Consider the following 13909-nt stretch of genomic DNA (forward strand, 5'->3'; position numbering starts at 1 on the left):
GCGCCCCACCGAAGAACTATTGCGACCTATCCATACCGAGTTGACGCCCGTCCGCCATGCACGAATTCTCCACAGAACCCTCTATACAACGCCCGGTCCGGGCCCGCACCGAAGCCGCCCCCGCTATCCAGCGCATGGTGGAAGCCCAGCTCATCAACCCAAAACACGAAATCCTGGTCTTCGGCTGCGGACGTGGAATCGATGTGGCCTGGCTCCAGCGGCGAAAGTTCGATGTGCGGGGCTATGACCCCCATGTGCCCTTTGGATTCAGCCAGACTCCAACGGACAAATTCGACCTGGTGATGATGGTCTATCTGATGACGCGCCTGAAGACCGACGATGCCCGAAAGGCGGCCATCGCCCAGGCCTTCGCCCATGTGCGCCCCGGAGGCCACCTGCTGATCGCCAGCCGGCATTGGGCTCAGTTCTCCGGCGGCGGCGCGGGAGAAGAAGCCGGGCTGGCCTATTTCACCGAGCTCCTGGAGCGCTGCGACACCGACCAGATCGGCGCGCTCGCCATCAAATCCGAGGACAACGCCCTCGCCATCATGGCCCGGCGCGCCGGCACCTATCGGCCCCGATTCCCCATCGCCTGGGTGGACGACCCCGCCGAGATGGCGCGCGTCTGCGATTCACTCCGCGGCGAGGCCATGGTCGCGCTCGACGTGGAAACGACCCTCGACGAGCCCCGCGTCCTCTGCACCGTCCAGTTGGGCATCGCCAATCAGTCGTGGATCATTGATGCCCTCGCGATGAAAGACTTGTCGCCCCTTAAGGCCCTCATGGAAGACGACAATGTCGAAAAGGTCATCCACAATGCCTTCTTCGAAGAGCAGATGCTCGGAAAGCACGGTATCCGCATTCACAACGTATTCGACACGCTGCACCACTCCCGGAGCAAACACAAAAAATCGCCCGGGCTCAGCCATAAGCTCGGCGATGTGTGTGAACGTGAACTCGGTATCTATCTGGACAAGTCCAACCAGACTTCCGACTGGACCCTCCGCCCCCTCGCCGAAGACCAACTGCTCTATGCGGCCATTGACGTCGAGGTGCTTGTCGATCTCTATCCTGTTTTCAAACCCCCGAAGCCCCCCGTCAATCTGGAGCTCTTTCTGGGCTGAAGCAGTGTATCGAGTGTGAGAAGCGCCTAGGCCCCCACGGGTTGCACAAGATCCGCGCGCTGCCGCTCGATCGCCATCGCCGCCACGGAAGCCTTCAGGCAAACCGGGCAGTACGTGTGGCTCACATCCGTCCGATGAATTCGATCTTCAAGTTTCCAGGTCTCGTCTTCCTTGACCTTTTTGCAAACACAGCATTGAAGTGTCATAGTCTGGACCTCCTTGTCCGGTTGTCTTACCTGCTATTTTCTTCGGCAACCGCGCCAGGAACTTGAGCCACACCAAGCCCCGGATAACCACAAATCAGGCCAGGAACCCCACAGCATGGAAAATCTCCCCCACCTGCCCCTGCCTCCAAGCCACGAACGTGACTGGCACCAGGCACTTATGGACCTCGCCCGCTACCTCAGAACGCCCGAAGGATGCCCCTGGGACCAGCAGCAGACGGCCCGTTCTTTCGCCGAGTTCCACGTCGAAGAAAGTGCCGAATATGTCGAGGCTCTCGATGGCGACGACCACCACCACATGGCCGAAGAGTGCGGTGATGCCCTCTTTACCCTCCTCGCCAGCGTGGCGGCGGCGGAGGCCGAAGGCCTCTTTACCTATGAGGAGATGCTCCGAAGCGCCCACGAAAAGATGATCCGACGCCATGACCACGTCTTCGGCGCGGAGAAAGCTCAGACTCCGGAAGAAGCCATGGAAGCCTGGGAACGAAGCAAAGCCGCCGAACGCGCCAGAAAGGCGGGCGACCACCCCTGAACACAGGAGAATCTCCGCGCCACGGAAAGTGCGGATCCCCCGAATATTGATTCCTATTCGAGATAAGCTCGAAATCCCTGAAAAAATGGTGTATCATGGTCGCCAGGATGAGAGACAGGGGCTGCGCCGAAACACGCGGACCCGCACGTCAGTTTGAGCTATCGAATTACGAGGAAAGGACTTGGGAATGAAGTTCAAGGTCGAAGGTATTATCTCCGCCATGGTGACCCCGTTTACCACGGGCGGCGAATTCGTCGATTTCGACAAGGTCGCCCCGCTGGCGGCCCATCTGGAAAAAAAGGGCGCAGGCGGTCTCTTCCCCTGTGGAACCACCGGTGAAGGGCTCCTCTGCTCCACCGAGGAACGAAAAACCATCCTCGAAGAAGTCGTGGGGGCCGTCACAAAGAAATGCCGCGTCATCGCCCACACCGGCGCTTTCGACACCGCGACCACGGTCGAACTCACCCGCCACGCACAAAAAGCGGGTGCCGCAGCGGCAGCCGTCGTCGCCCCCGGATTCTACGGGTACGACGCCCGCGCACTGCAAGCTTTCTACGAGACCGTTGCCGACGCCGTGCCCGGGTTCCCCGTTCTCCTGTACAACATCCCCAGTTGCGCCAAGAACGAGCTCTCCGCCGACCTCATCAAGACGCTCGCCTCCTCCCGCGAAAACATCGTCGGCATCAAGGACAGCTCCGGAAGCATGACCTTCCTGACCCGCCTCTTCAACGAATGCCCCAAAGACTTCGCCATCATTAACGGCGCGGACGAACACGGCTTTCAGGCGATCCTTGCCGGATGCAAAGCCGTCGTCTCCGGCTCCTCAAACGCCTATATCGACATCTACGTAGACATCTACAATCAGATCAAGAAGGGCAACCTCAAGAAAGCCTGGCAATCCCAGCTCAAACTCGAAAAGGCCTGCCGCCTCTTCACCTATGGCGGCGGACTCGCCGGCCTCAAGCACATCATGAAGTTCCGCACCCTCGACGCCGGCTTCGTTCGCCCCCCGCAGCGCGAGCTCGACAACGCCGAGAAGAAGCGCATAGAAACCGGCCTCAGCGAACAGGGCCTCATCTAAACAACACAACCCGAAAACCAGACGACGTCCAATCCCCCGGCTGAAACCAGCGCGGGGGATTTTTCATATGATAAGGGGAGCGATCAGACCTGGCGCGCCGGTGTGCCCCGCACAAAGATATGGGCGTGCCCATACCCGGCCCGCCGAAAACCAACACCGAAGCGTTCACGGAACTCGTCCAGAAAATCTCACAACGCGCAATGCACGATGTTCCTTGCCCCGTTGACGAGATGCCGCGTCGTATAGCCGTGCCGTCCCCGCCTCACCCCGGTAACACGGTCAGTCCCTTCCAAACACGCTGGGGCAATGTACGCGCCTTGGCGACAGGGCCGTTCCATGCGAAGGGCCAGCAAGGCACTCCTATCAATCGGGAAGAACCGCCACGCCCATCGTGAACTTCAGTAGCCTGCGCTTACGTTTTGAATCTCGCCCATCGCGTCGCACGCGGCCCAGCCGCCCTCCACCACACATTCGGGGCGGACGGCGGATCCGCCTCGCGCGGATTCCCCCCTATTGCTCCAGCAGCACCGCGATGTTCTCGTGCCCTTCGTGCCGGGCGGCATCGGCCGCAGTCTCGCCGTTCTTGTTCTTGATGGTCTTGTCGGCGCCGCGCTCCATGAGCACGCGGACAACCGCGTCGCTGGCGTTGCGGGCCGCGCGGTGGAGCGCGGTGTCGCCGGTGTGGTTGACGGCATTCAGGTCGCCGCCCGCGTCGATAAGCTGGGCGACCTCCTCCGCGTCACCCCGGGCGGCCGCATAGTGGAGCGGCGTCCAGCCGGCCTGCGTGATGGCATTGACGCTTGCGCCGTGGGCCAGCAGAAAGGCCACATCCTGCTCGTGGCAGCGCGCGGCGGCAATATGGAGGGGCGTGAGTCCCCAGTCGTTGACGGCGTTGATATCGGCGCCCCGACTCAGGAGATATTCCATGATATCGGCGCTGCCCCAGGCCGCGGCGGAGTGGAGCGGCGTCATGCCGTGGTCGCCCCGCTGATTGACGGAGACGCCTTCATCCAGCAGCGCCGCGATGTCGTGGGGTTTGCCCTCGCTGGCCGCATCGTGGATCGTCTCATAGCGGACTTCGGGGGTGACACATCCGCCGAAGGCGAGGAGGAGCCCGGCCAGACCGAAATTGCTGAGGTGCTTCATCGTATTCCCTTTCGCCGCGCCCCGGGGAGCGCATTCATGTGGTCACGCGGAGACCCCGGCGCCCGCCTCCCAGGCCGGGCACCGGGGCTTGCTCTCTCCTACTGAATTCCGAGGGTCCCCAGAATCTCTGGATTCTCTTCCTGCCAGGACAGCACATTGTGGCAGATTGTGCAGTCCTGCGTGATCATGCGCCCGCCATCTTTGCTTGCGTGGCCGTCGTCATGGCAGCGGAAGCAGCCGTTGAACTGGGTATGCCCTTTTTGATCGGGATAGGTGCCCCAGGTGATACCCATCTGGGGGTAAATGTTCCGGGTGTAAATAGCCTGGATTTCGGCGATGGCCGCGTCGATCTGCGCTCCCTTGTCCGCCACGGCGTCCGTGTGGTTCGCCCCATAGAATTCCTTCACGTTGCCGGCGATAAATGCGACACCGTCTTCCGCCGTCGCCGCGCCTTCCAGCGCCGCCATGCCGGCCGTCTTGATGCCGGGCAGCGCAACGTCGATACGGCCCGCCTTCATGGCCGCGTTCAGCGCGGGACCCGGCATCTCAAACTGATGGGTGGCGCGGTTGTGGCAGTCGGTACAGTCCATTTCGCGCATTTTCCTGGGGTCGACGGTCGCGGGGTCAAACTCGGCATCGGCGAAATACTCCGTCACCGTGCCGTCCTCCTCCGCCACCTTTACATACGGGATAGTCTCGCGCTTGTCGTCGGAAGCATAATAAGAAACCTCCCGGCCGGGGCTCAGATGCCAGCTATGGATCCCCTTCTGCTGGGAACCGCGCCCGCCGATGTGCATCATCAGCACGGAACTGAGGGGCGTATTCGCGTCGTCCGCGGTGTAGTCGGTGGTGACCCGGAGGACGTCGCCCAGGTCCTCTTCAGGGTTGTGGCATTCGCCGCAGGTAAGCTCCGCGTCGGACAGATTGTGCACCGGCGTGGGAATTGGCCGGTCATAGGTGCCCGTGAGAACACCGTAAACCTGATTCAGACCGTTCACCTTCGCGTGCACAAGCGAAGGCAGTCCCGGGCCGATGTGACAGTCCACGCACTTCACGTTCGCGTGGGGCGAATTCTGGTGCGCCGTGAATTCGGGGGACATGACGCTGTGACAGGCCAGGCCGCAGAATTCCACCGACTCCATGTACACCATGCCCTCATAGCTCACGGCCGAAATAATGCCGAAGTTGGCCAGCGTGAGCACCACCACGATGGCAAAAAGCTTGCGAATGCGCGGGCTGTTAAAATCAAGATCGATGTGGGCCGGTTCGGAAGAATCCATTCTCCTGCGGCGGCGCCGGTCCACCCACCCGCCAAGGGGGATCAGCAGAAGGCCGCAGACAAATACCCCCGGCAGGATCATATAGGACAGAATGCCGATATACGGCGAAAGGGGCACGCCCACGAGCCCCATGATCAGGAAGCCGACAATGGCCGCGCCACTGACCGTGGTAAGGCTGCTGCCGAAGAGGGTGATCCAGTTGCGCCAGATCAAGTGGGTCAGCGCCCCGATCCAACCTTTTTCCGCTTTGGCCATGTTATTCTCCGCTCCGTACTGATGCTTACTTGTTCAACCGGCGGGGAAGGTTGGGTACAACCTTCCCCGCCGGTGCTGTCTCATGTCAACTTTCGGGTCATTCCGTTGGGCTGCCCTTCGGGCGGCCTGACGGTCACGGCCCCATATTGTGGACGTCGATTACCGCGAATTCCGCGCTGCTGTCGTGGCAGGTGGAGCAGGATTCCACGCGGGTATTCGGCTCCGTCGCCAGGATGGCGTGCACTTCGGTAATCAGGCTGTCATGGCAGGACGTACAGGCCGCACGCTCCGGCAACTTCTCGGAAACCACACCCTCGCCATCGCTGATGACCGTGGGCAGGGCCTCTTCGGCCAGGGGCAGTTCATAAGAACCTTCGACGTGGCAGATCTCGCAATTGCGCAGGTCGCCGGGGAACCCGATGTGGGTAAAGTCGAAGGGTGTGCTGCCGAAGCCAAACACCGTGTAGTCCGTTTCAAGATCGGCGCCACGGTGAATCTGGTGGACCATATCCTTGAAATTGATGGTTTCAGGCGGAAGCATTTCCGCGGGACGGCGGCTGATGTCCGTACCGTTGGGATTGTGGCACATCACGCAGTATTCCACACCCACGCGCAGACTGCCATGCAGACGCAGGTCGCTGTGGCACACGTTACACTTTTCATTGTCCACGATCTGCCGGCGTTCGACAGGTTCGCTGCCGTCCGTCGTGAAGATCATGCGACCGTTGCTCGAAGTACCCTGCGTGACCGTGGTTCCGTTGTTGTCGAAATCAAGCCGACCGTCCATGGCCACCGCGAAGGTGTCGGTGGAGGCCAGGGGCACTTCCCGTACAAAGGTATAGTTGAAGGTGCCGTCGCCATTCGAGACGGCATTGGCGGCGGTGATGGTCTCGCGCACCGAGGTCTGGTAATCACTGACGGGGTAGGCCAGCGTGGCCGCGACCGTACGAATCGCCGTCAGGTCGGTGTAGGGTTCGCCGGCGCCGTTGGCGGCGGTGAAGTTGATGGTCACGGCTACGCCGGTCTCGGTCTCGGCGGTCGTGGTCTCGTTAACCGTGAACGCAAGTCCCGGCGCGAGGGGGCTGTCGGTCGCCAGACGGTGCGCTTCCATGATGGGCGCGGGTCCGGGGGCCGTGGGCGTGTGGCACAGGGCGCAGAGGCTGTTGTCCACCTGCTGCCCGGCGATGTGGTTGGTGAAGCCTTCGGGCGTGCCGAGGGGATCGCCGAACCAGGTGCGGTCGTGGCAGGAGGCGCAACCCTCAATCGTGGGGTTGTTCATATGGACTTCGCCCTGGGGCGCGTTTTCGTGGCAGACGGCGCAATTCTGGACCGGCTGCGGAAACGTGACGTGCGAGAAGTCTGTACCTTGCACGATGTAAGGCTCACCCGCCTGAACACTGGGAAGGTCCGAGCCACGGTGGATCTTGTGAACCATGTCGGCGAAGTCAATTGACACACCTTCGTCATCCAGCGAACCGGTGCTGTGACACATGATGCAATACTGGACTTCGCGGCGCGTGCCGTGGGCCGAAAGGCGGGTATGGCACTGATTGCAGGATTCCGTCGTGACGAGCTCGCGCGTGGCGACTTCGGTGCCACCATCGGGGCGAAAGGCCAGAACGGCATTCGCGGGATAGGTCACCTCGTCGATGGGGAACAGGCGGCGGAACTGGCCGGCCACTTGATGAGAAGCGGTGGTCAGGTAATCCTCAGGTAGCGCCGTCTCGAATTTGTAGGTCAGCGTACCGTCCACGATCTGCGTCACACCCGCGAGGCGTGCGCTATCTGTGGTGTACTGAAGAACCTCTTCTCCTGTCGACGACACGCGGGTGCGGGTGGTGTAGCTGATGTAGCCAGCTACACCGCCTTCGCCCGGTTCCGGATCAAGGTAGGCCAATGCGAAGCGCGCGTCGGTCAGTTCCCGCAGGGGAATCAACTCGCCCGCATCGTCCGTGATGGTAAAAGAGACCAGAGGCCGAAGGTCTTCGGGGATCACGATCTTGGTGATTTCCACATTCAATCCGGGCGAGGTCGACACCGGCAGAACAGGAATCGGATCGGGATCCGGATCGGGATCTGGATCGGGATCTGGGGGACAGCCCGCGATCAAGACACCAGAAAACAGAAGTGCGAGAAGAGCGTACCATTTGGTGCTCGTCCCGCGTGAACTGGGTAACCCTTTTACTAACATGTGCTGTTTCCTCCGCTTCTTTTTGTCGCCCGACAGTTCCCGTTACAGGACTTTCACGCCATCCTTACTCCGCTGGTCAGCGCGCCACAACCGGGAGAATGTCCTCTCCTTTGAATCGTTCCCAAGGGAGCATTCTGTTGTAGTGTAAGCGATTTCTGTGCCAATGAACAGAACATTTCTATTGAACAATGTTCAAATGCCATAAAGCTGTTCATTGCCCGTGATTGCCCAATGGGCTCGTGGGCCCTTATTTTTCAATACGATAAAAGATGTAAGCAGAGCGCTTGTTTAGCACGCCATACAGCACTATTCACCTGAACACTTCTGTCCCCGCCAGATGTGCGCAGAGTACGATCGCCTCCCATTCGGGGGTATCGGTTGACACAACGAATGGGCCGTGATAGTGTGGTATTGTTCGGGGAGTAACAGAACGAACGACTTGGCAAGGTTGTTGCTTCAAGTAGCCAGGATGCCACCGCGCATCTCAGGCAACCTGGGACGTAACCCGGTAGAAGAGCAGTTCTGGCGTGTATTTTTTTCGGGAGGAAGCAAGTGTTGAGCACTCAACATGGGAACCGATGGGGCGGTCTGGCGTGAACTCATCTCCACACACGAAGAACCAGCGCGGCACCCTCCTCTTCCACGGGCGCGGCCTGAAGTATCTCAGTCTGGCGGCGCTTCCCCTCCTCGGCATGAGCGTGGATGGATGCTGGCAGCCGGGACTCGGGCCCGGCGAAGTAGGCACGGCCACCTGCCTCGCGTGTCACGACGGGCGCAGTGCGAGCGACCATCGCGAGTTTCGCGACAGCCCCCACAACACGATATCCTGCGAATCCTGCCACGGCCCCGGCCTCACCCACGTGCGCGAGGGTGGGCGCTTCGGCCTGTTTATACACAACCCCGGCGATTTGCCGTTTGAGAAGCGCCACGAGGCGTGTGTTGAATGCCACGATCAGGCGGACAGCCCGGGCGGCGACACTGTGGGCGGTTACCTGTCCACCGCACACTTTGCCGAGCATGGCGCGACCTGCACCGATTGCCACAATGTACATAATCGCGGGGGCATGGCAATCAGCGCCGAATCCCCCGCCCGCTTCGGCAATGAAAACTTCGCAACGCTTTGCGGCCGGTGCCACGAAGACACCGTGGCGCAATTTGCGTTGAGCGGCCATGCCGAGCTCGATGTCGCCACGTGCGCCAGTTGCCACGACATGCACGGCGGCACGATGCTTACGGCGACGCCGGAAGACAACCGCCTCTGCCAGCAGTGTCACCAGAGCTTCGCGCTGGGCTTTGAAACGGATGAAGATGTGGCCTTCCATACGGGTCACCCGGTGGACCCCGCGGGGAGCGGCGCAAGTCGCTGCACCAGTTGCCACCTTCCGCCCCTGGAAGCGGGCGGCGCCTCCGGGCATGACCATTCGCTGCTGACTATTCCCCCGCTGGCGAGCAACGAGGCAATGGAGCAGGGTGTGCAACCCGCCCCGCCGAGTTCCTGCGCGGGCGTGACGGGATGTCACGACGCGAATGTTCCGGGCTCCGGTCCCGCTTATGATGAGAACGACCCCGACAGCAACGAAGACTTGCAGTCGCTGTACGAATTGATTGGTGCGCTGCCTTGATGCTCATGATGGAGGACGAGGCAACAATGACCGCCACGAAATGGAAGGGCACCGGGTGTTGACAGGCTGGAGGTATTCGATAAACCGATCGCGCGCGAGGCTGCTGTTCGCCCTTGCGCTGGTGCCCCTGCTGGCGGGGGGAAGGGCATTCGCCGCCGAAGAGGCCGCCACGGTGGAGGCCCAGACGGTCGTCGAAGCGCCCGCTGCGGAAGCCGCGCCGGACGCCTCGGCCGAGGCCCCCCCCGTGGAAGCGGACGCCGAAGAGAATGCCCCCGCGGAGGCGGGTGAACCCGTTGCCGGGGAAAACGCCGAAGGCGAGGAGCCCGAAGAGGCTCCCCGCTGGTATCGCGGAACCTTTGAAGCGGAAGTGGACAGTGTCATCACGGACGGCGGTTCCGATCTCGACTTCAGCCAGTATCTTCGCCTGGAAGCCGATCCCCCGAAAAAGCCGAAACTCCACCTGCGCGGCGCCCTCTGGCTCCACCAGGATCTGTTGTCGGACGAGGGCAAATCCAGCACACTGCGCGATATCAACGATGCGTCGAGCTCGGATGTTCAGGCGCGCCTACTCTATCTCTATGCGGACTTCGACGACGCACTCGGGGACCAGTCGGTCCTCCGCATTGGTCGCCAGCGCATTCAGGATGGAGCCACCTACAACCGCATCGACGGTCTCTACCTGAAGAAGCGCATCGACAACGTCGAGATGTACGCCTTTCTCGGCGCGCGGGCGTCGGTCTATCGCGATACCACCGACGATCTGGTGCTCGGCGGCGGACTGGCCTATCTTCCCTCCGCCCAGACGCGCATCGCCCTGGACAGCTACTACGCCGAGGAAAGCCGCTATGGCCTTTCCACGCGCAAAGACTTTAGGCCCTTCTCAGGCTATTACCGCTACATTGCCTCGGAGATCAACGACAGCAAGGTAACCCTGAGCCTCTGGCACAGTTTCGGGCCCAATACCCGCCTTTTCGGGCGCATCGGCATGCTCGGCAGCGATCTGGACGAGCTCAGCCTCAGCCTCAATGGCTACATCCCCCGCCTCAACCTGCTCTACGATGTCAACTACCGCCAGCTTTTCAACACCACGGGCGACACGACGGCCGACCTCTCCCCCTACTATCAGATTCTGGGGCAGTACCGGGAACACCAAACCTTCTATCTCGCCCTTCACCGCCCCATTACCAAGAAAATCACCCTCTCCCTCGAAGGCGAAGTGCGCAATTCCGAGAACGACGATTTCTACTCCGGAAACCGGGACTACCAGCGGGTGGGCACGGTCCTGGACGTGGACGATCTGTATAAGGGCTTTGGCGTAACGACTTCGCTGGAGTACTGGAACGTCTCCGAAGGCGAAGGCTCCTGGACCATCACCGGCGAGGTCAACCGCACCTGGAAAAATCTCGAATGGCGCGCGGGTGTGGATTTCGTCCGTTACAAGGACCGCGTCATCGAATATGACCGACGCGCCGCCCTCGTGGACGCCGCCGTGGTTGCCATTGTACCCGGCATCTACCCCGGCTTTTCCTGGTTCACCCAGCGCAATTCCACACGTATCCTGGACACGCGGGAGAATGTGTACAGTATATTTACCGAATTCGACTGGGAATTCCGCGAAGATCAGACCTTCTACGCGAAGTTTTCCTTTGAAGAAGATGATGGGCCCGACTCCCCCTATTGGCACACCCGTGCGGGCTATCGGATAAGATTTTGAGCATGAAAGGCATTCCCATGACACTCAGGCCCGGACTTACCTGGACTGCCCTGGCGGCGGTGGCGCTCATCAGCGTGGCCTTCGCCTCCAACGGGGGGCTCTTCCGCCGCTCGAAGGCGGCCCCGGATCGCGGCCTTAAATCGGCCCACGCCAAACACGCCGAGCAGGAACTCGACTGCACCACCTGCCACGCCTGGGAAGAAAACGGCCACGTGGTCCCCGGCCACGAACTGTGCAGTATCTGCCACGCGATCGACGAAGAAGCGACCGACAAAGCCGCCTGCAACTTCTGCCACACCCGCGAAGACCAGTCCGTCGATCCCCTCGTCAAGCGAATGAGCGTCGAAACCATCTTCGGCCATCAGCCCCACATCGACGCCGAGATCGACTGCATCAAGTGCCACGAAACCCCCGGCGAAATTCCCGATCTGCCCAAAGGGCCCCTCATGCCCTGGTGCATGGAGTGCCACGTGGAATCCGAAATCCCCATGCTCGAATCCGGCGAGCCCAACGTCAACTTCGCCAAGAACGAGTGCACCGTCTGCCACAGCGAAATCACCGCCCAGACCCGGCCCCAGTTCCGCGGCGGCACCCGAATCGCCCACGACTCCCCCGAAATCTGGATGAAGGCCCACGGACAAGAAGCCCAGTTCGATCCCGCCTACTGCGCCATGTGCCACGACACCGTCGCCTCCTGCGACGACTGCCACCGCCGCGAGAAGCCACAGAACCACACCGTGGCCTGGCGCCGCAAGGCCCACGGACTTCGCGCCGTCATCGATCAACAGAACTGCGCCGCCTGTCACGAAGAAGACTACTGCGCCAAATGCCACGAGAAAACCGAGCCCGCCTCCCACCGCGCAGGATTCGGCGGCTCCCTCAACCAGCACTGCGTTTCCTGCCACTACCCCCCCCAGGAAACCTCCTGCACGGTGTGCCACGAAGAAATTGAGCACCGCAAAGCCAAGATTTCGCCCCACACCTTCGGCATCTTCCCCGTCAACTGCGCCGTGTGCCACCCCGGCGGCGAGCCCCACCGGGCCCCCCACCTCACCAACAACTCCGTGAGCTGCAAAACCTGCCACGAATAAAAAATTGAAACCCGGTCCCCCGCCCCGCCATCGCGGAGCGGAGACCCGGAACAAGTTTGGTCGAATCGCGCCCGAGTCCGGCATAGGGCAGGGGCAACGGCGCGAAATAAAGGAGAACCCCATGAAAGTCATCCAACAATGCCTGGCCGCGGCCCTGATGCTCGTCCTGGCCAGCGCCGCCGTCCAGGCGCAAGACAAGGCCGCCGAATACGTCGGCCCCGATCAGTGCAAAGTCTGCCACAACAAAAAGCCCGAAGGCGCCCAGTGGACCGTGTGGAAAACCATGAAGCACGCCAAAGCCTTCGAATCCCTCAAGAGCGAAGCCGCCCTCAAGATCGCCAAAGACAAAGGCCTCGCCAAGCCCCCCTCAGAATCCCCCGAATGCCTCAAGTGCCACGTCACCGGCTATGACGCCGCCAAAGCCGCCGCACCCGCCCGCATCAAGCCTGAAGACGGACTCTCCTGCGAAAACTGCCACGGCCCCGGCTCCCTCCACATCGCCGACGCCAAAGACGTCGTCGCCAAGAAAAAGACCGCCGAAGAAGTCGACTGGAAAGCCCACCTCGCCGCCATCGAAGAAGCCCGATGCCGCGAATGCCACAACGAAGAAAGCCCCACCTGGAACCCCGAACAGTTCACCAAAGCCGACGGAACCAAGACCGGTTTCGACTACGAACAAGCCAAGAAACTCATCGAACACGCCAATCCCTTGAAAGCGAAGTAGGGACTATCCCCCCCACTCGCCAACGAGCGAATCTCGAAACACCCAAAGGCGCCGCGAACCTGCTCGCGGCGCCTTCGGTTTATGCCCAATACTGGAATCCGTCTGACGTCACCGGATCGGAGATTCCAGTGCCTGCGGACTCACGAGAGCGTCGAAATGCTGCCGCCAAGCACCGGAAACGTTCTCCGGTATGTGAAATCGAATAATTCGTCCCGTGGAGCGGCGGCGAAGCTTGTAGTAGCGACGGGTCCAAAGAAGTTCGTTTTCGAGGACCACGATATCGCTGAACGCTATCTGCCAGTTGCCCCCAAACAGAGGCATGAAGTAAAGACCTTCGGGGGCAACGGCCACACGACCATGATTGCAAGTGGACAGCCTCTCGACGAAGTCCCGCCAGTCGAGTACACTTAGCCAGTGACTATACTCAACGACAGCAAGTTCTCTTGATGGCATTGGGGATGTCGATGTGTCCCGTCCGACGAGGAACAGTCCAATCCAGAGAAAGGTCGGGAATAGAAAGATCGCGCAGAGGCTCAGCGCACTACCGATCGTGAATGAATTCACAGGCCTATCGACAGACCAGAGCCATGACGCCATGGCAATGAAGGCCACTGCCATGAACAGCCCGGCCCGAAATCCCGGGCGACGAAGCAGGGCAAGGAACGAGCTCACGTACCACCTCCATTATGTTTGGACACGATCATGCGAAGTATACCAGCACGCCAGTGGAACTATTCGAGGTACGTAATTCCACCCCAAAGCTAAAGACTCAGGTATTGCTGGGGCGTGGAGCGGGGGCTTTTCAGCCCCCGACCGGTGCAACACGGTTGCGCGGACAAAACAGACGAGTTTGCTTAGCACGATGAAACCAACAAAAAGGGGGCAGGAATGCCCCCTCTCCATATTGCACTGTTTGAGGTGCGCT

12 protein-coding genes are annotated in these 13909 nt (G+C 61.0%); 7 read left to right on the forward strand and 5 right to left on the reverse strand.

The genetic code is table 11. From position 1 onward, the window contains the following. Positions 1–56 precede the first annotated feature (56 nt). Positions 57–1124, forward strand: coding sequence for a methyltransferase domain-containing protein (locus JNK74_03730; GenBank protein ID MBL7645283.1), 1068 nt, complete (start codon positions 57–59; stop codon positions 1122–1124). Between the two features lie 26 nt (positions 1125–1150). Here JNK74_03730 and JNK74_03735 read toward each other — a convergent pair whose 3' ends face one another. Continuing rightward, entirely contained in the window at positions 1151–1330 is a 180-nt protein-coding gene (locus tag JNK74_03735) for a hypothetical protein (protein MBL7645284.1), read from the reverse strand. A 115-nt stretch (positions 1331–1445) separates the two neighbouring features. Here JNK74_03735 and JNK74_03740 point away from each other — a divergent pair, with 115 nt between their 5' ends. Together JNK74_03740 and JNK74_03745 are read left to right on the forward strand one after the other, a co-directional pair. Continuing rightward, complete coding sequence (locus JNK74_03740) at positions 1446–1880, forward strand: hypothetical protein (GenBank protein ID MBL7645285.1); 435 nt, start codon at positions 1446–1448, stop codon at positions 1878–1880. A 187-nt stretch (positions 1881–2067) separates the two neighbouring features. Continuing rightward, positions 2068–2961, forward strand: a complete 894-nt coding sequence (locus JNK74_03745) for a dihydrodipicolinate synthase family protein (protein ID MBL7645286.1) — start codon at positions 2068–2070, stop codon at positions 2959–2961. Between the two features lie 510 nt (positions 2962–3471). Here the strand turns inward: JNK74_03745 and JNK74_03750 are convergent. The 3 genes from JNK74_03750 to JNK74_03760 all read right to left on the reverse strand — a co-directional run bounded on the left by JNK74_03750 (position 3472) and on the right by JNK74_03760 (position 7833). After that, the gene (locus JNK74_03750) at positions 3472–4107 is read right to left on the reverse strand and encodes an ankyrin repeat domain-containing protein (GenBank protein ID MBL7645287.1); all 636 of its coding nucleotides are present in this window, start codon (positions 4105–4107) and stop codon (positions 3472–3474) included. A 98-nt stretch (positions 4108–4205) separates the two neighbouring features. Then, on the reverse strand, positions 4206–5642 hold the full coding sequence (locus tag JNK74_03755; protein ID MBL7645288.1) for a NapC/NirT family cytochrome c: 1437 nt from the start codon (positions 5640–5642) through the stop codon (positions 4206–4208). Between the two features lie 133 nt (positions 5643–5775). After that, on the reverse strand, positions 5776–7833 hold the full coding sequence (locus JNK74_03760; protein MBL7645289.1) for an OmcA/MtrC family decaheme c-type cytochrome: 2058 nt from the start codon (positions 7831–7833) through the stop codon (positions 5776–5778). Between the two features lie 593 nt (positions 7834–8426). Here JNK74_03760 and JNK74_03765 point away from each other — a divergent pair. From JNK74_03765 to JNK74_03780, 4 genes are all read left to right on the forward strand, one after another. Next, a complete protein-coding gene (locus JNK74_03765; protein MBL7645290.1) occupies positions 8427–9455 on the forward strand; it encodes a hypothetical protein in 1029 nt (342 codons plus the stop codon). A gap of 55 nt (positions 9456–9510) precedes the next feature. Then, positions 9511–11169 carry a hypothetical protein gene (locus tag JNK74_03770; protein MBL7645291.1) on the forward strand — a complete coding sequence of 553 codons (1659 nt, stop codon included), beginning with the start codon at positions 9511–9513 and terminating at the stop codon, positions 11167–11169. A 17-nt stretch (positions 11170–11186) separates the two neighbouring features. Next, positions 11187–12260 carry a hypothetical protein gene (locus JNK74_03775; GenBank protein ID MBL7645292.1) on the forward strand — a complete coding sequence of 358 codons (1074 nt, stop codon included), beginning with the start codon at positions 11187–11189 and terminating at the stop codon, positions 12258–12260. 121 nt (positions 12261–12381) lie between these two features. Next, complete coding sequence (locus tag JNK74_03780) at positions 12382–12984, forward strand: cytochrome c family protein (protein ID MBL7645293.1); 603 nt, start codon at positions 12382–12384, stop codon at positions 12982–12984. Positions 12985–13092: 108 nt separating this feature from the next. On the opposite strand, the gene JNK74_03785 is transcribed toward JNK74_03780, so the two are convergent. Further along, positions 13093–13656, reverse strand: a complete 564-nt coding sequence (locus tag JNK74_03785) for a hypothetical protein (protein MBL7645294.1) — start codon at positions 13654–13656, stop codon at positions 13093–13095. Between the last annotated feature and the right edge of the window lie 253 nt (positions 13657–13909).

The organism is Candidatus Hydrogenedentota bacterium, assembly GCA_016791475.1.
Taxonomy (GTDB): Bacteria; Hydrogenedentota; Hydrogenedentia; order Hydrogenedentales; family JAEUWI01; genus JAEUWI01.